Origin of the sequence: Streptomyces sp. NPDC008313 (assembly GCF_042956125.1) — a bacterium.
In the GTDB taxonomy this organism is placed as follows: Bacteria; Actinomycetota; Actinomycetes; order Streptomycetales; family Streptomycetaceae; genus Streptomyces.
On record NZ_JBIBFR010000013.1, the window covers coordinates 236,102 to 259,559 of the forward strand.

Below are 23,458 nucleotides of genomic sequence, written 5' to 3' on the forward strand. Positions count from 1 at the left end.
ACGCGCGCCGCTCAGCGCTCGCGCGGCCACAGGCCGGGGTCGGGTGCGAAGCGGATCCTCAGCTCGCCCTCGCGCAGGGCGGCGCCGTCCACGGCGCAGCGGCGCAGGGCCGAGGGCAGCGGGACGATCCGCCGGAAGGACCCGGCGGTGACGACGAGTTCGTCGCCGCGCCGGACCAGGTCGAGCTCCTCCCGTACGGCCCCGGGCAGCGGGATGTGCCAGACCAGTACGCCGTCGTCGGCGAGGCGGTCGGCGAGCGGCCATTCGACCGGGGAGGGCGCCTCGCCCGCGCCGGGCACGGCGAGCGCGGTGAGGTCGCCGGCGCCGCGCGGGTCGCCGCCGAGGTGGGCGACCTCGTGCACGCCGGACCGCTCGCCGGGTATGCCGGGCAGGTCCCGCCACTCCTGGAGCGCCTTGCTCTGCTGGGCGGCGAGGGCGGCGGACCAGGTGTCGTCGCAGGACGCGGGCAGGACCCGGTTGGCGACGAGCCCGTCCACGCGCAGGCCGCGCAGGGCGAAGCCGGTGAGGGCGGTGCGGACCGCGTCGGTGCCGGCCGGGCCCGGTTCGGCGACCAGCCGTACGGTCGTGGCCCGGTCCTCGACGACCGACTCCACGGCGGCCAGCTCGACGTCCCAGCGGGCCGCGGTCTCGTAGAGCCGCTCGGCGGGCATCGGGACCCCGGCGAGCCGGCCGAGCACGGGGCGCAGGGCGCGGGCCGCCTGGCGCTCGGGCGGCAGCAGCCGGCGCAGATAGCGGCGGAGTTCGGGGGGCAGGCCGAGCAGCGCGAGGGCCTGCGGGGCCGGGGGGAGGTCCACCACGACCAGGTCGTACGTCCCGGCCTGCGCGGTCGCCGCGTCGCGCAGGGCGCGCAGGAGGGCGAGTTCCTCGGCGCCGGGGAGCGGGGTGAGCTCCTCGGGGTCGAGCCGGGAGGCGCCGAGCAGGTCGAGGGCGGAGGCGGCCCGCTCCTGGAAGGCGGTGAGGTCCTCGCGAAAACGCCGGGCGGCGTCGGGCCGCCAGGCGGTCAGTCCGGGGGCGGCTTCGACGGGGGCCGCGCCGGTCCCGGTCCCGAGGGCGGCGCCCAGGGTGTCGGTGCGGTCGGCGCTGAGCACCAGGGTCCGGGTGCCGTGGCGGGCGGCGTGCAGCGCGGTGGCCGCCGCGAGCGTGGTTCGGCCACTGCCGCCGGGGCCGGTGATCAGGAGGGTGCGCATGGGGGTGAACGGTACCCGCGCCCTGCCGGCGGGGGTGCGGGAGCGGTGGTGCGAGGGGTGAGCCGCGGGTGGTGGGGCGCCGGGCCGGGGGTTCCTTCGCCCCCTCCGCTCCTTCCCCTCCCGGGCACGGGGCTCCGCTCCGGGCCCCGCTCCTCACCTGCCGGAGGGGCTGGTTTCCTCGACGCGCTTCTTCAGGCCCGCCAGGGCCCGGTCGATGATGACCTTCTCGGCCTTGCGCTTGATCATGCCGAGCATGGGGATCTTGACGTCCACGGTCAGCAGGTAGGTGACCTCGGTGGCGCCGGATCCGGCGGGCTTGAGGATGTAGGAGCCGTCCAGCGACCGCAGCATCTGGGACTTGACCAGGGTCCAGGAGACCTCGTGGTCGCCGGTCCAGGTGTAGCCGAGGGTCTGGTCGTCCTTGATGGCGCCCGCGTCCATGACCAGCCGGACCTGCTCGGCGCGGCCCTGCTCGTCGGTGCCGAGCACCTGGGCCTCCTTCACCTCGCCGGTCCAGTCGGGGTAACGGGCGAAGTCGGCGATGACCGCCATGACGTCGGCCGGTGCCGCCTCGATCGTGATGCTCGAGCTGGTGTGTTCCGCCATCGCCGTGGCTCCTCCAGATGCGGTCCGGTCAGAGAGGTGTGCGCACGTGTGCGCGGCGCCGTGATGCGCACGTGTGTGCCGCGTGAAGGCTACCGCGCACGGGTCCGGCCCCCGTCACCCCACCTGGGGTTCACCACTCCAGCGCCCAGGGCCTCCCGGACCCGGCGAAGTGCCCCACGTTCACGCACTCCGTCGCGCCGACCCGCATCCGGCGTACGAGGGGCTGGTGGACGTGGCCGAAAAGGGAGTAGCGGGGGCGGGTGCGGCGGATCGCGTCCAGCAGCGCCCGGCTCCCGCGCTCGAAGCGGCGGGCCACGGTGTCGTAGAGGAGTTCGGGCACTTCGGGCGGGATGTGCGTGCACAGCACGTCGACCTCGCCGACGGCCTCGATCTTCGCCGCGTACTCCTCGTCGCTGATCTCGTAGGGCGTGCGCATGGGGGTCCGCAGGCCGCCGCCGACGAAGCCGAAGACCCGGCCGCCGATCTCCACGCGCTCGCCGTCCAGGACGGTGGTGCCCTCTTCCGCGTACTCCGGCCACAGAGTCGGCATGTCGACATTGCCGTAGGTGGCGTACGTAGGAGTGGGGAAGGCGGCGAACAGTTCGGCGTACTGCTTGCGCACCGCCTTCTCGATGACGGCGGCGCGGTCCGCGCCGATGCCCGACCACAGGGCCGCGCCGAACTCCCGCGCCTCCTGGAAGCGGCGCGCGGTGCGCAGGGCGACGATGCGGTCCGCGTTGCCGACGCCGAAGAGGTCCGGGAAGATCCCGCGCGAGTGGTCGGCGTAGTCGAGGAAGAGCACCAGGTCGCCGAGGCAGATCAGGGCGTCCGCGCCCTCTCCCGCCCTGGCCAGGTCGCGTGCGTTGCCGTGCACGTCGCTGATCACGTGGACGCGCGTCCTGGTGTCACCGGATTGCGTGGGTGCCATGGCGATCAAGCGTAGGCGTGTGCGGCAACGGTGAACAGAGGCGGCCGGACCTGCGGCGACTGGCTGCCCGGAAGGCGCGTGGACTACTCTCTGCCCAGGAACGCCACGACATGTGACGCATGGAACATCTCACCGGGACCCCCTATCGAAACCCTCGTACCGATGGGTAACGTCCGGGCAGTCCAGTCGTACTCAGGAATTCAACAACGGCGTCCCTGAGTACCTGCCCGAGCCTTGGACCGCACCGTCGCAGCACACGGAGTCGTGGCGCCGGCGCCCTATGAGGAGCAGCAGTCTTGCGCGAGTTCAGCCTTCCGGCTTTGTACGAGGTCCCTGCGGACGGCAATCTGACCGACATCATCCGCAGAAACGCCGCGCAGCACCCCGACGTCGCCGTCACCGCCCGCAAGGTGGGCGGCGTGTGGCAGGACGTCACCGCCACCGCCTTCCTCGCCGAGGTGCGGGCCGCCGCCAAGGGCCTGATCGCCTCGGGCGTCCAGCCCGGCGACCGGGTGGGCCTGATGTCCCGCACCCGCTACGAGTGGACGCTGCTCGACTTCGCCATCTGGAGCGCGGGCGCCATCACCGTGCCCGTGTACGAGACGAGCTCGCCCGAGCAGGTGCAGTGGATCCTCGGCGACTCCGGCGCGACCGCGTGCGTCGTGGAGCTGGACACGCACGCCGCCACCGTGGAGTCGGTCCGCGACAGGCTGCCCGCTCTCAAGCACGTCTGGCAGATCGAGACCGGCGGCGTCGAGGAGCTGGGCCGGGCCGGCCGTGACCTCAGCGACGCCACCGTCGAGGAGCGCAGCGCGCTCGCGAAGGCCGACGACCCGGCGACGATCGTCTACACGAGCGGCACGACGGGCCGCCCGAAGGGCTGCGTGCTGACCCACCGCAGCTTCTTCGCCGAGTGCGGGAACATCGTGGAGCGGCTGCGTCCGCTCTTCCGCACCGGTGAGTGCTCGGTGCTGCTCTTCCTGCCGCTCGCCCACGTCTTCGGGCGTCTGGTGCAGATCGCGCCGATGATGGCCCCGATCAAGCTCGGCTGCGTCCCCGACATCAAGAACCTCACCGACGAGCTGGCCTCGTTCCGGCCGACGCTGATCCTCGGCGTCCCGCGCGTCTTCGAGAAGGTCTACAACTCGGCGCGCGCGAAGGCGCAGGCCGACGGCAAGGGCAAGATCTTCGACAAGGCCGCGGACACGGCGATCGCCTACAGCCGCGCGCTGGACACCCCGTCCGGCCCGTCGCTCGGCCTGCGGGTCAAGCACAAGACCTTCGACAAGCTGGTCTACGGCAAGCTGCGCGCGGTCCTCGGCGGCCGGGGCGAGTACGCGATCTCGGGCGGCGCCCCGCTGGGCGAGCGCCTCGGGCACTTCTTCCGCGGCATCGGCTTCACGGTCCTGGAGGGCTACGGCCTGACCGAGTCCTGCGCGGCCACCGCCTTCAACCCGTGGGACCGCACGAAGATCGGCACGGTCGGCCAGCCGCTGCCCGGCTCCGTGGTGCGGATAGCGGACGACGGCGAGGTGCTGCTGCACGGCGAGCACCTCTTCAAGGAGTACTGGAACAACGAGGGCGCGACCGCGGAGGCGCTGGCCGACGGCTGGTTCCACACCGGTGACATCGGCACCCTCGACGAGGACGGCTACCTCAGGATCACGGGCCGCAAGAAGGAGATCATCGTCACCGCGGGCGGCAAGAACGTCGCCCCGGCGGTGATCGAGGACCGCATCCGGGCGCACGCGCTGGTCGCGGAGTGCATGGTCATCGGCGACGGACGTCCGTTCGTCGGCGCGCTGGTCACCGTCGACGAGGAGTTCCTGGGCCGCTGGTGCGAGGAGCACGGCAAGCCGGCCGGGTCCACGGCGGTGTCGCTGCGCGAGGACCCCGATCTGCTCGCCGCGATCCAGAGCGCGGTCGACGACGGCAACGCGGCGGTGTCGAAGGCGGAGTCGGTGCGCAAGTTCCGGGTGCTGGGCGCGCAGTTCACGGAGGAGTCGGGGCATCTGACGCCGTCGCTGAAGCTGAAGCGGAACGTGGTGGCCAAGGACTACGCGGAGGAGATCGAGGGGATCTACCGGGGATAGCCCCTCGGGGGTCGCGGCGCGGGCCCGTCGGGTCCGCGCCGTTCGCGTTTCCGGGGGCGCCGGCGGGGCGGGCGAGGCCGTACGGGATTTCCGCCCTCTCGACCCCTTCCCGCCCCGGATCCAGCTCCTCACACGCCCGAGGGGCTGGATCACGGCGCCGGGCCTACTGCTCCAGCAGGTGTTCCAGGCGGTCGGCCAGGAGGTCCCAGCGCCACTTCTCCTCGACCCAGGCCCGGCCCCGTTCTCCCATGCGGCGCCGGAGTCCGGGGTCGGCCAGCAGGGCGGTGACGCGGTCGGCGGTGGACTCGGGGGATCCGCCCGGGACGACCCAGCCGGTCTCCCCGTCGAGCACCGCGTCGGGCGCGCCGCCCGAGTCCCCGGCGACCACGGGCAGGCCCGTGGCGGACGCCTCCAGATAGACGATGCCGAGCCCTTCCACGTCCAGGCCGCCCCGGCGCGTGCGGCAGGGCATGGCGAAGACGTCACCGGCCCCGTAGTGCGCGGGGAGTTCGGACCAGGGCACGGCTCCCGTGAAGCGGACCGAGTCCGCCACCCCGGTCTCGCGCGCGAGGCGCCGCAGGTCCTTCTCGTAGGGGCCGCCGCCGACGATCAGCAGGACCGCCTCCGGCTCCTTCGCCAGGATCAGCGGCATCGCCGCGATCAGGGTGTCCTGGCCCTTGCGCGGGACGAGCCGGGACACGCACACGACCACCGGACGGTCCGTGAGCCCGAGGCGGCCCCGGACCTCGTCGCCGCCGGAGCCGGGGTGGAACGTCTTCTCGTCGACGCCGGGCGGCAGTTGCACCATGCGCGAGGCCGCCTGCCGGGTCAGGGCCGTCGCGATCCGCGAGCGGGTGTACTCGCCGAGGTAGGTGATCGTGTCGGTCGACTGGCCGATCCTGCGCAGCAGCCCGCGGGCGGCGGGCAGTTGGGCCCAGCCGGCCTCGTGGCCGTGCGTGGTCGCCACGATCCGCGTCGCGCCCGCCCTCCGCAGCGCGGGCGCCATCAGGCCGAGGGGCGCCGCCGCCCCGAACCACACCGACGTGCAACCGTGTTCACGCAGCAGTCCGGTGGCCCTGCGGGTCGCGGCGGGCGTCGGCAGCAGCATCGTCGTGCGGTCCCGTACGACGGTGAAGGGCTGCTCCGCGTCGAAGGCGGCGCACGCCTCGGCGCCCTCGCGGCCGCGCTTCCACGTGGAGGCGTAGACGACGAGCCGCTCCGGGTCGAGGCGCAGCGCCATGTTGTGCAGGAACGCCTGGATGCCGCCGGGCCGGGGCGGGAAGTCATTGGTGACGATCAATGTCCTGTGCATCGCCGTCGACAGTACCGAACGCCGCCTCCGCGCCCGCAGGGCAGTCACGGCCGCGGGCGGGACCGCTCCCCGACCACCCCCGACGCGCGGGGCGCGGGCAGCCCGCCGGTGCGCGCGGGTCAGTGCAGGCTCGCCCGCAGATAGTCCCGCCACTGCGCGGTGAACGCCTCGGGTGTGGTGTGCAGGACGTCCCGGAGCGCCTCCTCGACGGCCCCGGACCGCTTCCCGTGGTCGCCGACGGCGCGGTAGAACGCGTTCAGTGGGGTCTCGCCCCACCGGTCGGCGATCATCCTGCAGGCCAGCCAGCCGCCCTCGTACGCCCGCGCCAGCCGTCCCGCGTCCCCGGCGAAGCCGAAGTCGTCGTCGTCCGGCAGACCGTCCGGCACCCGCCCCGCCCGCACCGCCTCCTCCAGCTCCGGCGCCGCCTGCCCGGCGGTGCGTCCGGTGCCCCGGTAGCCGACCCAGTCCGCGTATCCCTCGGAGAGCCACAGCGGGGTGGCCGGTGTGGTGTGGGCTCGGGTGGCGACGTGGGTCGTCTCGTGGCTGAGGACGACCTGCCGCCCGACGTCGCCGAGGACCCCGTACGCCTCGGGGTTGACGATGATCCGGTCGGCGGGCGCGGCCGCCGAGTGGCCCGCCTCCCCGGTGGTGACCGCCGCGATGCCCCGGTACCCGGACGCCGAGGCGCCCAGCAGGGCGGCCATCCCCTTCAGGGACCGCGGTACGAGGACGACGACCCGGCCCGCCCAGTCCGTGCCCCACGTCCCGGACACGGCCGGTACGGCGCGGTCGGCGAGCGTGGCGTACCGGCGCAGCGCCCGGTCCGTCTGCCCGACGCCGAGGACGAGGCTGTGCTCGCCGCGTACGACGCCGACGGCACCCTGCTCCCACAGCTGCTCGCCGGTCTTCTCGGCCGGTTCGTCGGAGGTTACGTACCAGCGGCCGTCGGCGCGGGTCAGGCGCAGGGCGCGGGCGGCCGTGACGGGCGCGGTGTCGTAGCCGCGCAGCCGGTAGCGCAGCTCGGCGGCGGCGGTCGCCCGGTCGCCGGTGCGGTGCAGGCCGGTGAGACGGTACGACCACGACGTCAGCGGGAGGGGGCGCAGGCTCTCGAACTCGGTCCGGGCCTCGTCCCGTTCCGCCTCGGTGGCGGCGGTCGTCAGATAAGCGGGTTCGTCGCGGTCCAGAACGGCGGCGGCCCGGGTGGCGAGCAGGCGCCGGACGTCGGCCGAGGCGGTGTCCGGGGCGGGACGGCCGCCGCAGCCCGCCAGGACGGCGAGCACCATGAACAGCGCGAGGACCGGCGACAAGGTCAGCGCCGGGCCCGCCCGCGACACCCGCCTGCGACCAGCCACCTTTCCGATCGTACGGGCCCGCGCCGCGCGGCCGGTCACGTCCTGGGGTCAGACCCGTGTCACCGACGAGACCGGCATCATGTCCACCCGGTCGTAGCGCACGGGGGCGCCCGGGTAGGGGGCGTGGATCACCCGGCCGTCGCCGGCGTACATCGCGATGTGGCTCGCGTCGTCGCGGTAGGCGATCAGGTCCCCCGGCCGCGCCTGGGAGAGCGGCACCCTGCGTCCGGCGTACCGCTGCGCCTGCGAGGTGCGCGGCAGCCCGACGCCCGCCTGGCCGTACGACCACTGCACGAGGCCCGAACAGTCGAAGCCGCCGGGGCCGTTGGCGCCCCACACGTAGGGGCGGCCGAGGGCGGAGCGGGCCGCGGCGAGGGCGGCCGCCGCCCGTGCCGAGGACGGGGCGTCGCCCACGGGGCCGGGCATGTCCGGGCGCCCGGAGCGGGACGCCCCGGCGTACGCGGCGCGGCGCGCCGCGGGCAGTGAGTTGAGCAGCAGCCGCGCCTGCGCCAGCTTCCGCTCGACGGTCCGCTTGTGCCGGGCGACGGCCTTGCGGCTCTCCTCCAGTTCGAGGAGCTTGTCGGTGGCCTCGGCGCGGTCCTGGGCGAGTTCGCGCAGGGCGCGCTCCAGGTCGCCGAGGCGTCCGGCCTGGCGGGCGCCGATCCGGTCGAGCACCGAGGCCCGTTCGAGGTAGTCGTCCGGGTCGTCGGAGAAGAGCAGGGCGACGGCCTCGTCGAGCCCGCCCGACCGGTACTGGGCGCCGGCGAGTGAACCCAGCTCGTCCCGCAGGGTGTTGACGCGCCCCTGCTGGTGGGCCAGGCCGTCCTGCGCCGCGTTGACCTGCGCGCGCAGCCGGTCGGCGTGCGCGTCGGCCTTGTCGTAGGCCTCGGTGGCGCGCTCGGCCTGTTCGTAGAGGTGGTCGACCCGGGCCGGGGTGTCGTCCCCCGGGGCCTCGGGGGCGGCGGTGGCCGGCAGGGTGCCGAGGGCCGCCGCCGCGGCGGACAGCACGCAGACGGCGGCGCCGGCGCCCCGGTCGAATCCGGTCGGTGCAAGACGGCGATGGATCCCCACGGTCGGCCGCACTCCCTTCCGCTGACGGACCCCCGCGATCGGGGGAAACGCCGCAGACAGTAACCGCGTGATCACGCGGCGGCCAAAGCGCGCGCGAGGGGTCCATACGCCCGCGCCCCGCCTCTGACGCAGGTCATGGGCGGGGCGCGGGCTCAGTGCGGGGAGGGGACATTCGCCCGTTCGGGCGGCTCGGGGGCGTCGTGCGCCCCCTGGGTCCCGGGCCGGACGGCCGGGATCAGATACGGACGCCGAACTGGAACGGCATGTTGCCGATCGCCTCGTAGCGGACGACCGTGCCGGTGCGCGGGGCGTGCAGCACCTGGCCGTTGCCCGCGTAGAAGCCGACGTGGTGCTGGTCGCTGTAGAAGATGACCAGGTCGCCGACCCGGAGGTCGCTCTGCGAGTAGATGCGGGTGCCGGCGTTGGCCTGCGCCTGCGACGTCCGCGGGATCGTGACGCCGACCTGGGCGTAGGCCCAGGAGGTGAGGCCGGAGCAGTCGAAGGTGCTGGGGCCCGCGTGGCCGTAGCTGTAGGGCGAGCCGATCACGCTCTGCGCGGCGGCGTACGCGGACGAGGCGCGGCCGGAGGACGGCTTGTCGCTGCCGTTCATGGCGCTGCGCTCGCTGGTACGGCTGGCACGCGCCTGCTCGGCGTCGAGGGACGCCTTCTCCTTGGCCGTCAGCGTGTTGAGAAGCCGCTGCGCCTCGCCGAGCTTGCTCTGGACTTCCTTCTTCTTCTTGCCGAGCTCCGTACGGGTGTCGGCGAGGTCCTTGAGCTTGCCCGAGGCCTCCTTGCGCTGCTGGGAGAGCGACCGCTGCTTCTCCTGGACCTTCTTCAGCGCTTCGACCTGCTGACTGCTCAGCTGGTCCATCGCGGACGCCTTGTCGAGGTAGTCGTCCGGGTCGGAGGAGAGGAAGAGCTGCACGGAGGGGTCGATGCCGCCGGTCCGGTACTGCGCGGAGGCCATCGAACCCAGGCCGTCACGCAGGTCGTTGAGGTCTTCCTGACCGCGGGCGACGTTGTCCTGCAGGGTCCCGATCTGCTTCTCGAGCTTCTCCTGCTTCTCCTTGGCCCCGTTGTACTTCTCGGTGGCCTTCTCCGCCTCTTCGTACAGCTTGTCGACCTTGGACTTGACCTCGTCCTTGTTCGGCTTCTCGCTCGGTGCGGCGTTGGCCGCCTGGGAGGTCAGGGCCACGACAGCAGCGGCGGTGGCGGAGAGCACGGTCACACGGGTGCGGCTCGGCTGCTTCGGTCGACGGTGGGACGCCACGGAGGCGAGCTCCTTCTTACCTCAGCCGCCTGCCAATCACGCCGGCGGGCGGTGCCCCTCCACCGTCACCCCTTGTAGGTGATCACCCGAGCGGAGGTTCGAGGCCTGACCCTAGTGACCATCCTGTGATCAGTTCAAATCCTAGCCGGAAAAATCTCCGTCACCGACAGCATTCTTTACATACAACTCACGTGCGGTGATACGAGCTTGACGCTACGTTGCGTGAAGGTTTCGCCAAATCGGGCATCACGCCCGGATGTTGCGCAAGGAACGTACGAGTCCTTTGAGACGTACGGCGCAATACCCCGCCCCGGGGCCGGTCCGTCCGGCGGGCGGGGGTTTCAGCCCCGGGAGAAGCGCTTCAGGAGCACGGCGGAGGCGACGGGGCGCGCGCCCGCCTTCGCGATCCCGTCCGCGACCTCACGGTCCGTGGAGGCGACGATGACGGGCCGCCCCGGCGGTTCGGCGCGCACCAGCTGGCGGATCAGCTCGTCCGCGGTGACGCCCGGCTTGGAGAAGAGCACCCGCACCCCGCGCGGCGGCGCGAGCAGCACCGGAGCGGCCAGCTCCGCCCCGTCGAAGACACAGGTCACCTCGGCGCCGGTCTGCGCGGCGAGCTGGGAGAGCTGCCCGAGGAGCCTGAGCCGCTGCTTCTCCAGCGGCATCTGCGGATAGCCGGTCTTGGTGACGTTGTAGCCGTCGACGACCAGATGCGCCTGGGGCAGCGCGAGCAACTGGTCCAGGATCGCGGGGTCGTCCTCGGACAGCGCGCGGGCCGCGATGTCCTTCGGGGTCATCCGGCCCGGCTCCACCGCGTCCACCGTCTCTGCGGGACGCACGGACACCGGGGGCAGGGCCAGTTCGCGCCGCAGCCCCTGCGCCGCGTCGAGCACCACGTCCAGCAGCAGCCGTACGCGCATGTCCTCGACGCTGCGGCCCTCGCGCGAGGCCCTGCGGGTGGCCTCCAGGGCCGCCTCCGCCTCGCCGAGTCTCGCCTTGACCCTGCGCGTCTCGCTCTCCGCCGCGGAGACCTGCGCCTGGCCCTCGGCCCGCACGGCCTCCATCTCGCCGCGCAGCTTGCGCAGCGCCGCCTCACCGCGCTTGACGTCACTGAGGGCGCCGCGCAGCTTGCGGTGCAGCGACTCGGCCTCCTTGCGGGCCGCCTCCGCCTCGGCGCGCAGCCGTTCCGTCTCGTCCCGGCTCAGCGCGCGGACCTGCGCGAGCTCGGCGCGCAGCCGTTCCAGCTCCGCCCGCGCCTCGTCGTCGGCGCGCTCGGCGTCCGCCCGCTGGGCCTCCTCGCCCGCGGCGGTCACCAGCTTCACCCAGTCGGTGGGGCGCAGTACGTAGGCCGCGGCCGCCACGTCCAGCGGGTCCGCGGCCGGGGGCGGCGAGCCGGAGTCGAGGGCGCCGGTCAGCTCCGGCTGCGCCTCCCTGAGTCTCTCGCCGATGCGCTGGCGGAACAGCGGGTCCGTCTCCAGCGCCGCCGCCATCGCGTTGCCGGCGAACTTGGCCCGCCGGGTCGGGGTGAAACGGGCGTACTGCCGCAACTGTACGGGCAGTTCGGACACGGTGAGACCGCCGAAGCCGTCCGACACGATCTGGACGACGCGCCTGCGGACGCCGTCGGGCAGCGGACGGTCGAGCATCTCGGCGCTGCCGTCGTCCGGCTCCCCGCCCGTGGTCTCCACCATCCGTCACCCCACCTCCTGTGTGCGGGGCCCGCTCCGTCAGGAGCCGGCGCCCGGCCTGTCCACCAGTTCGACCTGATCGAGCGCGTTGCACCAGCGGCAGCGCACCGACTCGATGGTCTCACTCACCACCTCGCGCTCCTCCACCGTGGGCTCTCCGGCCAGATCGAGGTGCATGTACTCGACGACCTTCGACGAGCGCGTCACGTCGAACCGCGTGAGGTTGCCGCAGAGCGTGCAGCGCCACCGGGTCTCGGCCGTCGGCAGGGGAACCGTCATCGTGGCAGTCGCTCCTTCTGGTCCTGGTGACGCGCCAGTCCACCTGGTGCGTGTGGCTCGTAACCCTACGGCCTGACGGGTACCGCGTGCTCCGGCGTCCACGCGGCGAGGCACTCCGTCCGCTTCACCCCGGTACGCCATGCTCTGTTCATGATCGGCGACGGGGACGGCGGCTGGGGCGCGAGGGCCGTCAGGGCGGTCCGGGGCCACCCGGCCCCGGTGACGTACGGCGTGATGATCCTGTGCTGTGTGGTCTTCGTGACCGGCCCGGTCTCCGGGCTCAGCCCGGCTCACGGCACCGGGGAGCGGCTGCTCGCCGCGCAGGAGGCGCACTTCGCCCGCTGGGGCGTGGTGCCCGCGGAGCTGTTCCGAGGTTCCCCGCGGGCGGCGCTGACACCGGCCACCGCGCTGTTCGTCCACGGCGGCTGGCTGCACCTCCTGGGCAACATGCTCTTCCTCCACGTCTTCGGGGCGATGACGGAGCGGCGCCTGGGGCGGCTCCGGTTCGCCCTGTTCTACCTGGGCTGCGGCTACCTGGCCCTGCTCGCCTACGCGGCCGCCCACGCGACGTCCGAGCAGACCCTGGTGGGGGCGTCGGGGGCGATCTCCGCGGTGCTCGGCGCATTCCTCTATCTGTTCCCCGGCGCCCGGGTGACCAGTCTCTTCCCGTTCCTGTTCTTCCTGCCGCTGCGCCTTCCCGCCTGGGTGGTGCTGCCCTTCTGGGCGGCCCTGCAGTGGCTGGCGGCGAGCCGCGCGGGCCAGGGGCCGGGGGTGGCCTATCTGGCGCACGTGGCGGGCTTCTGTCTGGGCTTCCTCTACGCGTGGGTACGCACGGCGGGGAGCGGGAGGAGGGCGGCTAGAGTGAAAGCCCCAGCGACGGCCCCCGAGGGAGAAGACCCGTGATCACCGCGATCGTGCTCATCAAGACCAGCGTGGACCGGATCCCCGAGATCGCCGAGTCGATCGCCGCGCTGGACTCCGTCAGCGAGGTCTTCTCCGTCACCGGGACCTACGACCTCATCGCGATGGTCCGGGTGAGGTCCCACGACGACCTCGCGGACGTCATCCCCGCCGGCATCAGCAAGATCCCCGGCGTCGAGGCCACGGACACCCACGTCGCCTTCCGCACGTACTCGCAGCACGACCTCGAAGCGGCGTTCGCGATCGGCCTGGACAACTAGGGCCTCTCGTTTGGATCACGCCGGGCTCGCGGGGCCTGGCACCGCACCTCGCCGCGTTGTCGTCGCTTGCCATGGCTCCGCCATGTCGCCCTCCTCCGCCTTGCGATGCACGGCACCAGACCCCGCTCCCTGATCCGGCCTGATCCAAACGAAAGACCCTGGGGCCTGTCCGGGCCGATCGCGCGAGCGGACCGGTCCTCACACGGCCGGGACGCAGCGGCCGTCCCGCGTGCGGTAGGTCCACTTCGCGCCGTCGCGGACCAGCTCCCGCACCGCCCCGACGAACCGCTCCACGTGCTCGTCCGGGGTGCCGGCGCCGAAGCTGACGCGGACGGCGTTCAGGGACTTCTCTCCGGGCGCCGCCTCGGGGGCGCCGCACTCCCCCTGGGCGCCGGGGTCGCCGCCGAGCAGGGTGCGCACCAGCGGGTGGGCGCAGAACAGACCGTCGCGGACGCCGATGCCGTACTCGGCGGAGAGCGCGGCCGCGAAGTGCGAGCTGTTCCAGCCGTCCACCACGAAGGAGAGGACGCCGACGCGCGGGGCGTCGTCGCCGAACAGCGACAGCACGCGCACCTCGGGCACTTCGGCGAGGCCCGCCCGGACCGTGTCGATCAGGTGGCGCTCCCGGGCGACGAGCCGGTCGAAGCCCTCCTCGGTGAGCGCCCTGCAGGCCGACGCGATCGCGTAGGCGCCGATCACGTTCGGTGAACCGGCCTCGTGCCGGGCGGCGCCGGTGTGCCACTCCACGTCCACTCCCCCGTCGGCCCGCCGGGAGACCGAACGGCTGGCGCCGCCGCCGGCCAGGTAGGGCTCCGCCTCGGCCGGCCAGTCGGCACGGCCCGCGAGCACGCCGGAGCCGAAGGGCGCGTACAGCTTGTGGCCGGAGAAGGCGACCCAGTCGACGTCGAGGTCGCGCACCGAGACGGGGTGGTGCGGGGCGAGCTGGGCGGCGTCCAGGACGATGCGCGCGCCGTGCGCGTGCGCCGCGCCCGCCAGCTCGCGCACCGGCCACAGCTCGCCGGTGACGTTGGAGGCGCCGGTGACGCAGACGAGGGCCGGTCCGTGGGGGTCGCGGCCGGCGAGGGCCCGCTCCAGGATCTCGACGGCCTCGGCGGGGGTCCTGGGGGCGCTCAGATACGTGACGCGGGCGTTCCGCCAGGGCAGCAGGGAGGCGTGGTGCTCGGTCTCGAAGACGAAGACGTGGCAGTCGGCGGGCAGCGCGGCGGCGAGCAGGTTGAGCGAGTCGGTCGTGGACCGGGTGAAGAACACCTCGTCGCCGTCGCGGCAGTCCAGGAACGCGGCGACGGTGCCGCGGGCGTTCTCGAACAGGTCGGTGGACAGCTGGGACAGGTACCCGGCGCCGCGGTGCACGCTGCCGTAGCAGGGCGCGTACGCGGCGACGTCGTCCCAGACCCGGCGCAGCGCGGGCGCGCTGGCCGCGTAGTCGAGCGCGGCGTAGGCGACCTCGCCACCGGTGACGAGCGGCACGGTGACGTCGCAGCCGAGGACGGGCAGCGGGGCGGGAATCTCACGGCCGGTGGGCTCGGCGACGGGCTCGCGGGACGCGGTGGGCTCGCAGACGGCCGTGGCGGTGACGGCTGCGGTGGCGGTGGCGGTGGCGACGGACATGGCGGGACTCCTGTGAGGCAGGCAGGCGGAACCGCTGTGCCGGGCAGCGCGACGGCGGCCACGAGGGCGCACGCCGAGGCGGAGGCGCCGTGGACGACGGACCGGGGCGCCGGCACAGGGGGAAGGACGGGTGCGGAGGCGGGGCTCGACGGGCCCCGGGCCCCGTCTTCACACTCCCCTCGTCGCCCGGAGGGCGCAGGGGAGTGCGTAGACAGGGCCTAGCGCATTCGCTTGCTCACAGGAGGCTCCCTCGAACGACCAGGACCCCTGGTGTCGCCACTCGGGAGAGTGCGAGGGGTCCGCGCTTGCCGCGGACCTCGCTGCCCACGGCCTGGTCCTCACCCGGGGCACCCCGCCACGGACGGAGGGTTGCCGGACAGTCGGCCGGGGCCTCATGACTGTCGCTCATGACCTGGTCACATATCCTGCCACACGCCCGCGGACGCGCAAGGCGCGGTCCGTAATCCGGACCGCGCCCCGCGTCGCACCGTACGGTTCGCCCTCAGGCGTTGCTGGCGGCCACCCAGCGGTTCAGGACCCGCCGGGCCGCCCCCGAGTCGATCGCCCGCGCCGCCGCCTCCATGCCCGCGCCGATCCGGTCCGCGAGCGGGCCCGAGCCGCCCTCCAGGGCCACCAGGGCCGCCGCCGAGTTCAGCAGCACCGCGTCGCGCACGGGCCCCGTCTCACCGCCCAGCAGGCGCCGCGCGACGTCCGCGTTGTACGAGGCGTCGGCACCCCTCAGCGCCTCGACGGGCACCAGCTCGAGGCCGACGTCCCGGGGATCGAAGCTCTCCTCGGTCACCTTGCCGTCCCGCACGGTCCACACCCTCGACGTCGACGTCGTGGTCAGCTCGTCCAGGCCATCGTCGCCGCGGAAGACCAGCGAGGAGTTGCCGCGCTCGGCGAGGACACCGGCCACGATCGGGGCCATCCGCAGATCGGCGACACCGACCGCCTGCGCCCGCACCCGGGCCGGGTTGGTCAGCGGGCCGAGGAAGTTGAAGGTGGTCCGGATCCCCAACTGCCCTCGCGCGGCGGCCACATGACGCAGCGCGGGGTGGAACTTCACCGCGAAGCAGAAGGTGATCCCGGCCTCCTCGGCGACCTCGACGACCCGAGCCGGGGTCAGCTGGAGGTTGACGCCGAGCTTCTCCAGGACGTCCGAGGCACCGGAGGCGCTGGAGGCGGCCCGGTTGCCGTGCTTGACGACCTTGGCGCCCGTACCGGCCACGACGATCGCCGACATCGTGGAGATGTTGACGGTCTTCGCCCCGTCGCCGCCCGTGCCGACGATGTCGACCGTGGCGCCGGGCACCTCGATGACGTTGGCGTGCTCGTACATCGCCCGTACCAGCCCGGTGATCTCCTCGACGGTCTCGCCCTTGGCGCGCAGGGCCACCGCGAAGCCGGCGATCTGGGCGTCGGTCGCCTCACCGCGCATGATCCGGTCCATCGCCCAGGCCGTGTCGTCCGCGCTCTGGTCGCGTCCGTCCAGCAGGCCGTTCAGTACCTCGGGCCAGGAACGGCCCGCCGCGATGTCGCCTCCAGCGGGGGTCACAGCGCTCATATGCCGCTCCTGGGTCCGTCCCCGCCCCGGACGGGGGGCGGGGGTGTCTGCGTGACTGTCCCGTGACGCGCACGGGGACGGGACCACCCTATCCAGCCCGGGGAACGGCAAAGAGCCCCGTCCATGAACTGGACGGGGCTCTCGCCGTGGCGATCAGTACGGATCAGTGGTGGCCGTGGCCGCTGGTGATCTCCTTGTACTCCTCGACGGTGGGCTTCGGGATCTGGCTGTCCTCGCCGTAGAAGCCCTCGCTCAGCTTGGCGCGCAGCTTCTGCGTGCTCTTCACCTTGCGCTCGACACCGTTCTCGTCGACCGTCGGGCCGATCTCGGCGGGCGTGTACTGCTCGTGCGCCGTGAGCGTGTACAGCTGCTCCTGGCTGAGCGGCTCGTGGACCTCGATGAACTCACCGTGCGGCAGGCGCTTGATGATGCCCGACTCGCGGCCGTGCAGCACCTTGTCCTTGTCGCGGCGCTGGAGACCGAGGCAGATCCGCTTGGTGGCGACGAAGGCGAGCACCGGTCCGACGAAGAACGCGATCCGCACGAACCAGGTGACCGAGTTGATCGACAGATGGAAGTGCGTGGCGACGATGTCGTTGCCACCGCCGATCAGCATGATCATGTACGCCGTCACCCAGGCGACACCGAAGGCCGTACGGGTCGGCGCGTTGCGCGGGCGGTCCAGGATGTGGTGCTCGCGCTTGTCCCCGGTGACCCAGGACTCGATGAACGGGTAGAGCGCGATCACCCCGAGGAAGAGGCCGAAGACCAGCAGCGGGATCAGCACGCCCAGGACCAGGGTGTGGCCCCAGAGGTTGATCTCCCAGCCGGGCATCGCGCGGACCAGACCCTCGGCGAAGCCCATGTACCAGTCGGGCTGGGCGCCGGTGGAGACCTGGTCGGGCCGGTAGGGGCCGAGGACCCAGATCTGGTTGATGCCGGCGATCGCCGCGAGCATCGCGATGAAGCCGAAGACCAGGAAGAAGAAGCCGCCCGCCTTGGCCATGTAGACCGGCAGCAGAGGCATGCCGACGACGTTCTTGTTGGTCTTGCCGGGACCCGCGAACTGCGTGTGCTTGTGGTAGAAGACCAGGATCAGGTGGCCGACCACGAGACCCAGCATGATGCCGGGCAGCAGCAGGATGTGGATCGAGTAGAACCGCGAGACGAAGTCGCCTCCCGGGAACTCCCCGCCGAACAGGAACATCGAGATGTACGTGCCGACGATCGGCATGGACAGGATCGCGCCCTGGGTGAAGCGGACACCGGTGCCGGAGAGCAGGTCGTCGGGGAGCGAGTAACCGGTGAAGCCGGTGAACATGCCCAGGACGAACAGCAGGAAGCCGAACAGCCAGTTGATCTCACGCGGCTTGCGGAACGCGCCGGTGAAGAAGACGCGCATCATGTGCACGAACATGCCGGCCAGGAAGATGACCGCCGCCCAGTGGTGGATCTGCCGGATGAGCAGACCGCCGCGGACGTCGAAGCTGATGTGCATCGTGGAGGCGAACGCCTCCGACATCAGCTGCCCCTGGAGCGGGACGTAGCTGCCGTGGTACTCCACCTCGTTCATCGACGGGTGGAAGAACAGCGTCAGGTACACACCCGTGAGGATGATGATGATGAAGCTGTAGAGGCAGATCTCACCGAGCATGAAGGACCAGTGGTCCGGGAAGATCTTGCGCATGTTGGCCTTGGCCAGGGAGTAGATCCCCAGCCGGCCGTCGGCCCAGTCGGCGACGCGCTCGCCGGCCGGCGCCTTGCCGCGTCGCTCGTTGTTCTCGTTGGTGCTCATCCGCGCTCCCAGAATGCAGGACCGACGGGCTCTTCGAAGTCGCTGCGCGCCTCGAGGTAGCCCTCGTCGTTCACGCCGATGTGCAGTTGCGGCAGGGCGTGACCGGCCGGGCCGAAGATCACTCGGGCACCGTCGGAGAGGTCGAAGGTGGACTGGTGGCAGGGGCACAGGACGTGGTGCGTCTGCTGCTCGTAGAGCGAGATCGGGCAGCCCACGTGGGTGCAGATCTTCGAGTACGCCACGATGCCCTCGTGCGACCACTCGAGCTCGCGCTTGTCCTTGATGTCCTCCGGCTGGAGCCGGATGATCATCAGGGCCGCCTTGGCGATCTCGTTCTGGAAGTCGTGGTCCTCCTCCTCCAGGCCCTCGGGCTTGGCGAAGGTGAGCGAACCGACCTGCACGTCGGACGGCTTCAGCGGCTCGTTCGTGTTCATGTTGACGAGCTTGAGGCCCTTGCGCCACATGGTGTGGCGCAGCTTGTCCTCGGGCAGCGGTCCGAGGTCGCGCAGCAGCACGACGCCGGAGAGCGGGAACAGGGCCATCGCGCCGAACATCGTGTTGCGGATCAGCTTGCGGCGGCCGAGCGCGGACTCCTTGGCGCCCTGCTTGAAGTCGGCGTGCACCTTGGCACGGACCTCGGGCGACGCCTCGATCGGGTGGCGCTCGTCGGCGACCTCCACGTCGGACATCAGGGTGCGGGCCCAGTGGACCGCCCCCGCGCCGATCGTGAACAGCGCCAGGCCGAGCGTCATGCCGAGCGCGAAGTTCAGCGCGCTGATGTGCCCGAGCGGGAAGATGTAGACGTACTGGTCGGCAGAGATCGCCACGTAGGAGGCGATGAAGCCGACGGTCGCCAGCATCGACAGCGTGAACAGGAACGCGACGACGCGCTCGGACCGCTTGGCGGCCCGCTCGTCGATGTCCTGGACGCGGTGCTCGTGGGGCGGCAGGCCGGGGTCGGCGAACGGGTTCTTCTCGTCCGCGACGGCTGCCCGTCCGTGCTCTTCGTCCCGCTCGGCGGGCACGTTCTCTTCTGGAATGTCTTGGGTACTCATGACTTCTTGGCCTTTGCGGTCCGGGCGGCGACCCACACGGCGACGGCGATCAGACCACCGAGACCGAAGATCCAGCCGAAGAGGCCCTCACTGACCGGCCCGAGGCCACCCAGGTCGAGACCACCGGGGCTCTTCGAATCATCGCTGTCGACCACGTCGAGGTACGCGATGATGTCCTTCTTGTTCTTCTCCGTCAGGGTCGTGTCGGGGAAGGACGGCATGTTCTGGGGGCCGGTCTGCATGGCCTCGTAGATGTGCTTCGGGTCGACGTTCTCGATCGTCGGAGCGAACTTGCCCTCCGTCAGCGCGCCGCCCTTGCCCGTGAAGTTGTGGCACTGGGCGCAGTTGGTGCGGAAGAGTTCGCCACCCTCGGCGATGTCGGCACCCTCGGGGCTGTACTGGTTCTTCGTCGGCACGGCGGGACCGGCACCCAGCGAGGCGATGTACGCCGCGAGCTGGTCGATCTCGGCCTGCGAGTACTGGACCTTCTTCTTCGGCACCTGCGCGCCGGGCTGCTGGGCCGGCATCCGGCCCGTGCCGACCTGGAAGTCGACCGCCGCGGCGCCGACACCGGTCAGCTGGGGACCGTCGGAGGTTCCCTGACCGCCGGTGCCGTGGCAGCTGGCGCAGCCCACCGAGTAGAGCTTCTTGCCCTCGTCGATGGCGAGGGACTGGGCGGTCTCGTCGGCCTGCGCCGTACTCGCGGGTGCGAACACGGCGTACAGCCCCCCGGTGGCCGCCAGCGCGAGGAGTAGGACGACGACCGCCGCCAGCGGATGGCGTCGTCGTGCGGAGAGCTTTTTCACGGATTACCCCGGTGTCAGGATCTTCTGCGTCGGTGCTTCTGGACTGGATCGGTTCACCCGCGTCCGCGGACCGGCCTCGGGCCGTCCGTGGGCGTCGGGAACGCCGGTCCCGCTTACTTGATCATGTAGATCGTGGCGAAGAGGCCGATCCAGACGACATCGACGAAGTGCCAGTAGTAGGACACGACGATGGCGGCGGTCGCCTGTTCGTGGGTGAACCTTCTCGCCGCGTACGTGCGGCCCAGGACCAGCAGGAAGGCGATGAGGCCGCCTGTCACGTGCAGTCCGTGGAAGCCGGTGGTCAGGTAGAACACCGAGCCGTACGGGTCGGAGGAGAGCGAGAGCCCGTCCTTCTTGACCAGCTCGGTGTACTCGAAGACCTGACCGCCGATGAAGATCGCACCCATGATGAAGGTGACGATGAACCAGCCCCGGAGCTTCTTCACGTCCCCGCGCTCGGCCGCGAACACGCCGAGCTGACAGGTCAGGGAGGAGAGCACCAGGATCGTGGTGTTCGTCGCCGAGAACGGGAAGTTCAGGCTGGACGCCATTTCCTTCCAGTGATCCGGCCCGGTCACCGATCGCAGGGTGAAGTACATCGCGAAGAGGGCCGCGAAGAACATCAGCTCGGAACTCAGCCAGATGATGGTTCCGACGCTGGTGAGGTTCGGCCGATTGACCGACGGGTGCGCGTGCCCGGTTTCTACTGTCGTTGCTGTCGCCACGACCGACATTATGTCGGTCGCTTATCCCGCCCTCACCCCGGGGGGTGCCGTTCGGAGTGTTGATGCGCTGTGTCCTGCCCGTATGGCCCATCGAAGCCCTGTCCGAAGCGGTGTTGACGCGCAGGCGAAGGGAGTAGCATCCGCCGCATCGGTCCCACCCGTACGACGGCAGAGCCCAACGTCTCGGAGGAACAATGCAGCCGACCGCCACGGTGCTGGTCTACAGCGACGACTCCAACACCCGCGAACAGGTGCGGCTCGCCGCCGGCCGCAGGCCGGCCGCGGACGTTCCCCCGGTCGAGTTCATCGAGTGCGCGACGCCCGCCGCCGTCCTGAAGGAGCTGGACCGGGGCGGGATCGACGTCTGCGTGCTGGACGGCGAGGCGGTCCCGATGGGCGGGATGGGCGTCTGCCGTCAGATCAAGGACGAGATCTTCCGCTGCCCGCCCGTGCTGGTGCTCATCGGGCGCCCCCAGGACGCCTGGCTGGCCACCTGGAGCCGCGCGGACGCCGCGGTGACGCATCCGGTGGAGCCGGTGGAGTTCGCCGCCGAGCTGGCCGCCCTGCTGCGGCGCACACCGGCCGTCAGCGCCTGACGACAGGCCCTAGACGGACTCGGGGCGCAGCCTCGCCTGTTCCACGGGGCGGGGCGCGTCGGCCGGGGCGCCCGCCAGGGCGCTGCCGCCGCGCCACTTGTCCCAGCCGAGGTTCCAGTCCCCGAAGCCGTTGCCGAACGGGGCCATGGTGTCGCCGTCCGAGTTCACGACCTTGACGACGTCGCCCTCGCGGACGGTGTCGAAGAACCACTTAGCGTCGGCGGTGCTCAGGCCGGTGCATCCGTGGCTGACGTTGGCGTAGCCCTGCGAGCCCACGGACCAGGGCGCCGCGTGGACGTACTCGCCGCTCCAGGTCACGCGCGTCGCGTAGTACACCGGCAGGTCGTAGGAGTCCGAGGACCCCTCGGCTATGCCGACGGTGGAACTGCGCATGCGTACGAGGTACTCCTTGCCGAGCACGACCTTGACGCCGTTGCGGGTCTCGAAGCCGGGCTTGCCGGTGGTGACGGGGACCTGCTTGATCTCCTCGCCGTCGCGGTAGACGGTCATCCGGTGCGCGGCCGCGTCCGTGACGGCGATCAGGGCGTCGCCCGTGGTGAGCTTCAGGGGCTCGGACTCGCCGCCCCAGAGCCGGTCGGCGACCTTGACGCCCTTGAGGTCGCTGTGCGCCTCGATGGTGGCGTTCGCGGGCCAGTACTCCCGGGGCCGGTAGTGCAGCGTCCTGTCGTCCACCCAGTGCCAGGCGCCCTGGACGGCGGGCGTCGAGCGGACCCGCAGCGCGCGTTCGACGACGGCGCGGGCGGCCCGGTCCTTGACGGGGGCGCTCAGCTCGGCGGTGACGGGCTGGCCGACGCCGTACGTGCCCTTCTTGGGGCCGAAGGTGACGCTGAGCCTCTTCTTGCCGGTGGGGGTGCTGGTGTCGAAGGCGTAGACCTTGCGGCCGGGTTCGCCGTCGTCGTCCTCGGTGCTCACCCGGATCGTGTAGTGGGCGCCCGCGGCGAGCGGTGAGGTGCTGTGCCAGCGGCGGCCGTCGGCGGAGAGCTCCCCGGCCACGTACCGCCCGGAGGCGTCGGTGGCCGTCACGTCGGTGATGCGTCCCTCGGGGCGTGCGTCGATCTCCAGGGGCCGGTCGGGGTCGGCCTTCGCGCCGCTGTCGGTGTCGGGACCGTTGAAGGAGATCAGCTTCCCGGCGTCGTGCGGGCGGGACGCGAGGGGGTGGCCGCCCGAGCAGGCGGTGACGCCCGCACCGAGGGCTGTGACCAGGACGGTGCAGGTGATGGCGGTGTGGGTCCGTGGTGAGTGCCTCATGGCCTCACGCTAGGAACGGGACCCGGCCCCGGCGCGGCGGCCTGACCCGGGCGGGTGACACCGGTGTGGCGAACGAGGGAGCCCGGACACACCGTGCGGTGTGTCCGGGCTCCCTGTGGTTCAGCGCGTGCTACTGGGTGCGGTTCTCACCGCGGTAGTACTCGAAGACCCAGCCGAACAGGCCGAACATGATGATCGGGGCCGAGAAGTACAGCAGCCACCAGCCGAAGACGACGCCCAGGAAGGCGAGCGCGCCACCGATGCCGAGAGCGAGGGGCTGCCAGCTGTGCGGGCTGAAGAACCCGATCTCACCGGCGTCGTCGGCGACGTCGGCGTCCCGGTTGTCCTGCGCGCCCACGTCGACCCGCCGGGCCGTGAAGGCCAGGTAGAAGCCGACCATGATGCTCAGGCCGAAGGCCAGGAAGAGCGCCGTGGTACCGGCCGGCTCCTTCGACCAGACACCGTAGACGGCCGCCATGATGACGAAGAAGACGGCGAGCCAGAGGAACAACTTGCCCTGGATCTTCACTTGCCGGCCTCCTTGCCACCCGCGAGGGCCTTCTCACCGTGACCGGCGTTCTCGAGCTGGTCGAGAGCGGCGATCTCCGGGTGGTGCAGGTCGAACGCCGGGGATTCGCTGCGGATCCGCGGCAGGGTGAGGAAGTTGTGCCGCGGCGGCGGGCAGGACGTCGCCCATTCGAGCGAACGGCCGTAGCCCCACGGGTCGTCGACCTCGACCTTCTTGCCGTACTTGGCCGTCTTCCAGATGTTGTAGAGGAACGGCAGGATCGACAGGCCCAGCAGGAACGAGGCGATCGTCGAGATCGTGTTCAGGGCGGTGAAGCCGTCGGCCGCGAGGTAGTCCGCGTAGCGACGCGGCATTCCCTCGACACCCAGCCAGTGCTGGATGAGGAACGTGCCGTGGAAGCCGACGAACAGCGTCCAGAAGGTGATCTTGCCGAGGCGCTCGTCGAGCATCTTGCCGGTGAACTTCGGCCACCAGAAGTGGAAGCCGGAGAACATCGCGA

The 23,458-nt window shown here is 71.7% G+C and carries 22 protein-coding genes and 1 riboswitch; of the genes, 4 read left to right on the forward strand and 18 right to left on the reverse strand.

What is annotated here, in order from left to right; translation table 11 throughout:
• Positions 1 to 11 precede the first annotated feature (11 nt).
• The 3 genes from ACFY93_RS19680 to ACFY93_RS19690 all read right to left on the reverse strand — a co-directional run bounded on the left by ACFY93_RS19680 (position 12) and on the right by ACFY93_RS19690 (position 2,700).
• Positions 12 to 1,208, reverse strand: coding sequence for an ArsA-related P-loop ATPase (locus ACFY93_RS19680; protein ID WP_391360435.1), 1,197 nt, complete (start codon positions 1,206 to 1,208; stop codon positions 12 to 14).
• A 153-nt stretch (positions 1,209 to 1,361) separates the two neighbouring features.
• Positions 1,362 to 1,814, reverse strand: a complete 453-nt coding sequence (locus ACFY93_RS19685) for an SRPBCC family protein (protein ID WP_391360437.1) — start codon at positions 1,812 to 1,814, stop codon at positions 1,362 to 1,364.
• Positions 1,815 to 1,944: 130 nt separating this feature from the next.
• Positions 1,945 to 2,700 (reverse strand): metallophosphoesterase, encoded by a 756-nt coding sequence (locus ACFY93_RS19690; RefSeq protein ID WP_391360519.1) that lies wholly within the window; start codon positions 2,698 to 2,700, stop codon positions 1,945 to 1,947.
• A 338-nt stretch (positions 2,701 to 3,038) separates the two neighbouring features.
• On the opposite strand from ACFY93_RS19690, the gene ACFY93_RS19695 reads away from it, so the two are divergent.
• Entirely contained in the window at positions 3,039 to 4,835 is a 1,797-nt protein-coding gene (locus tag ACFY93_RS19695; RefSeq protein WP_391360439.1) for an AMP-binding protein, read from the forward strand.
• Positions 4,836 to 4,998: 163 nt separating this feature from the next.
• Here the strand turns inward: ACFY93_RS19695 and ACFY93_RS19700 are convergent, their stop codons facing one another.
• From ACFY93_RS19700 to ACFY93_RS19725, 6 genes are all read right to left on the reverse strand, one after another.
• Positions 4,999 to 6,147 carry a glycosyltransferase gene (locus tag ACFY93_RS19700; RefSeq protein WP_391360441.1) on the reverse strand — a complete coding sequence of 383 codons (1,149 nt, stop codon included), beginning with the start codon at positions 6,145 to 6,147 and terminating at the stop codon, positions 4,999 to 5,001.
• A gap of 119 nt (positions 6,148 to 6,266) precedes the next feature.
• Complete coding sequence (locus ACFY93_RS19705) at positions 6,267 to 7,499, reverse strand: hypothetical protein (RefSeq protein WP_391360443.1); 1,233 nt, start codon at positions 7,497 to 7,499, stop codon at positions 6,267 to 6,269.
• Between the two features lie 48 nt (positions 7,500 to 7,547).
• Positions 7,548 to 8,570, reverse strand: coding sequence for an NlpC/P60 family protein (locus ACFY93_RS19710; RefSeq protein ID WP_391360446.1), 1,023 nt, complete (start codon positions 8,568 to 8,570; stop codon positions 7,548 to 7,550).
• Between the two features lie 235 nt (positions 8,571 to 8,805).
• A complete protein-coding gene (locus ACFY93_RS19715) occupies positions 8,806 to 9,840 on the reverse strand; it encodes an NlpC/P60 family protein (protein ID WP_391360449.1) in 1,035 nt (344 codons plus the stop codon).
• Between the two features lie 341 nt (positions 9,841 to 10,181).
• Positions 10,182 to 11,531 (reverse strand): NYN domain-containing protein, encoded by a 1,350-nt coding sequence (locus ACFY93_RS19720; RefSeq protein WP_391360452.1) that lies wholly within the window; start codon positions 11,529 to 11,531, stop codon positions 10,182 to 10,184.
• A 36-nt stretch (positions 11,532 to 11,567) separates the two neighbouring features.
• Positions 11,568 to 11,807 carry a hypothetical protein gene (locus tag ACFY93_RS19725; RefSeq protein ID WP_391360455.1) on the reverse strand — a complete coding sequence of 80 codons (240 nt, stop codon included), beginning with the start codon at positions 11,805 to 11,807 and terminating at the stop codon, positions 11,568 to 11,570.
• Positions 11,808 to 11,957: 150 nt separating this feature from the next.
• On the opposite strand from ACFY93_RS19725, the gene ACFY93_RS19730 reads away from it, so the two are divergent.
• Both ACFY93_RS19730 and ACFY93_RS19735 read left to right on the forward strand, forming a co-directional pair.
• Entirely contained in the window at positions 11,958 to 12,710 is a 753-nt protein-coding gene (locus ACFY93_RS19730; RefSeq protein ID WP_391360458.1) for a rhomboid family intramembrane serine protease, read from the forward strand.
• Positions 12,707 to 12,988 carry an Lrp/AsnC ligand binding domain-containing protein gene (locus ACFY93_RS19735; RefSeq protein WP_391360460.1) on the forward strand — a complete coding sequence of 94 codons (282 nt, stop codon included), beginning with the start codon at positions 12,707 to 12,709 and terminating at the stop codon, positions 12,986 to 12,988. The genes ACFY93_RS19730 and ACFY93_RS19735 overlap by 4 nt, the downstream gene beginning before the upstream one ends.
• A 198-nt stretch (positions 12,989 to 13,186) precedes the next feature.
• Here the strand turns inward: ACFY93_RS19735 and ACFY93_RS19740 are convergent, their stop codons facing one another.
• The 6 genes from ACFY93_RS19740 to ACFY93_RS19765 all read right to left on the reverse strand — a co-directional run bounded on the left by ACFY93_RS19740 (position 13,187) and on the right by ACFY93_RS19765 (position 20,574).
• Positions 13,187 to 14,617, reverse strand: a complete 1,431-nt coding sequence (locus tag ACFY93_RS19740) for an aminotransferase class V-fold PLP-dependent enzyme (protein ID WP_391360462.1) — start codon at positions 14,615 to 14,617, stop codon at positions 13,187 to 13,189.
• Between the two features lie 296 nt (positions 14,618 to 14,913).
• Positions 14,914 to 15,030, reverse strand: a riboswitch (SAM riboswitch).
• A gap of 89 nt (positions 15,031 to 15,119) precedes the next feature.
• Positions 15,120 to 16,184, reverse strand: a complete 1,065-nt coding sequence (gene trpD / locus ACFY93_RS19745; RefSeq protein WP_391360464.1) for an anthranilate phosphoribosyltransferase — start codon at positions 16,182 to 16,184, stop codon at positions 15,120 to 15,122.
• Between the two features lie 163 nt (positions 16,185 to 16,347).
• Positions 16,348 to 17,979: a cytochrome b N-terminal domain-containing protein gene (locus tag ACFY93_RS19750; RefSeq protein WP_391360467.1), complete on the reverse strand. Its 1,632-nt coding sequence runs from the start codon at positions 17,977 to 17,979 to the stop codon at positions 16,348 to 16,350.
• A complete protein-coding gene (locus ACFY93_RS19755; RefSeq protein WP_391360470.1) occupies positions 17,976 to 19,034 on the reverse strand; it encodes a Rieske 2Fe-2S domain-containing protein in 1,059 nt (352 codons plus the stop codon). Before ACFY93_RS19755 ends, ACFY93_RS19750 begins: the two co-directional genes overlap by 4 nt.
• Positions 19,031 to 19,840: a c-type cytochrome gene (locus tag ACFY93_RS19760; protein ID WP_391360473.1), complete on the reverse strand. Its 810-nt coding sequence runs from the start codon at positions 19,838 to 19,840 to the stop codon at positions 19,031 to 19,033. Before ACFY93_RS19760 ends, ACFY93_RS19755 begins: the two co-directional genes overlap by 4 nt.
• 113 nt (positions 19,841 to 19,953) lie before the next feature.
• On the reverse strand, positions 19,954 to 20,574 hold the full coding sequence (locus ACFY93_RS19765; RefSeq protein ID WP_391360476.1) for a cytochrome c oxidase subunit 3: 621 nt from the start codon (positions 20,572 to 20,574) through the stop codon (positions 19,954 to 19,956).
• A gap of 185 nt (positions 20,575 to 20,759) precedes the next feature.
• Here ACFY93_RS19765 and ACFY93_RS19770 point away from each other — a divergent pair, with 185 nt between their 5' ends.
• Positions 20,760 to 21,161 (forward strand): hypothetical protein, encoded by a 402-nt coding sequence (locus tag ACFY93_RS19770; RefSeq protein WP_391360479.1) that lies wholly within the window; start codon positions 20,760 to 20,762, stop codon positions 21,159 to 21,161.
• 9 nt (positions 21,162 to 21,170) lie between these two features.
• On the opposite strand, the gene ACFY93_RS19775 is transcribed toward ACFY93_RS19770, so the two are convergent.
• From ACFY93_RS19775 to ACFY93_RS19785, 3 genes are all read right to left on the reverse strand, one after another.
• Entirely contained in the window at positions 21,171 to 22,430 is a 1,260-nt protein-coding gene (locus ACFY93_RS19775) for an Ig-like domain-containing protein (RefSeq protein ID WP_391360481.1), read from the reverse strand.
• A 130-nt stretch (positions 22,431 to 22,560) separates the two neighbouring features.
• A complete protein-coding gene (locus tag ACFY93_RS19780) occupies positions 22,561 to 22,959 on the reverse strand; it encodes a cytochrome c oxidase subunit 4 (protein WP_391360483.1) in 399 nt (132 codons plus the stop codon).
• Positions 22,956 to 23,458 (reverse strand): cbb3-type cytochrome c oxidase subunit I (locus tag ACFY93_RS19785; protein WP_391360486.1); only part of this gene is annotated, 503 nt, incomplete at its 5' end. The genes ACFY93_RS19785 and ACFY93_RS19780, both read right to left, overlap by 4 nt.

Coding starts and splice junctions, on each gene's coding strand:
- ACFY93_RS19680 (WP_391360435.1), bottom strand. CDS start 1,208: ATGCGCACCCTCCTGATCACCGGCCCCGGCGGCAGTGGCCGAACCACG.
- ACFY93_RS19685 (WP_391360437.1), bottom strand. CDS start 1,814: ATGGCGGAACACACCAGCTCGAGCATCACGATCGAGGCGGCACCGGCC.
- ACFY93_RS19700 (WP_391360441.1), bottom strand. CDS start 6,147: ATGCACAGGACATTGATCGTCACCAATGACTTCCCGCCCCGGCCCGGC.
- ACFY93_RS19720 (WP_391360452.1), bottom strand. CDS start 11,531: ATGGTGGAGACCACGGGCGGGGAGCCGGACGACGGCAGCGCCGAGATG.
- ACFY93_RS19725 (WP_391360455.1), bottom strand. CDS start 11,807: ATGACGGTTCCCCTGCCGACGGCCGAGACCCGGTGGCGCTGCACGCTC.
- ACFY93_RS19730 (WP_391360458.1), top strand. CDS start 11,958: ATGATCGGCGACGGGGACGGCGGCTGGGGCGCGAGGGCCGTCAGGGCG.
- ACFY93_RS19740 (WP_391360462.1), bottom strand. CDS start 14,617: ATGTCCGTCGCCACCGCCACCGCCACCGCAGCCGTCACCGCCACGGCC.
- trpD (WP_391360464.1), bottom strand. CDS start 16,184: ATGAGCGCTGTGACCCCCGCTGGAGGCGACATCGCGGCGGGCCGTTCC.
- ACFY93_RS19750 (WP_391360467.1), bottom strand. CDS start 17,979: ATGAGCACCAACGAGAACAACGAGCGACGCGGCAAGGCGCCGGCCGGC.
- ACFY93_RS19755 (WP_391360470.1), bottom strand. CDS start 19,034: ATGAGTACCCAAGACATTCCAGAAGAGAACGTGCCCGCCGAGCGGGAC.
- ACFY93_RS19765 (WP_391360476.1), bottom strand. CDS start 20,574: ATGTCGGTCGTGGCGACAGCAACGACAGTAGAAACCGGGCACGCGCAC.
- ACFY93_RS19770 (WP_391360479.1), top strand. CDS start 20,760: ATGCAGCCGACCGCCACGGTGCTGGTCTACAGCGACGACTCCAACACC.
- ACFY93_RS19775 (WP_391360481.1), bottom strand. CDS start 22,430: ATGAGGCACTCACCACGGACCCACACCGCCATCACCTGCACCGTCCTG.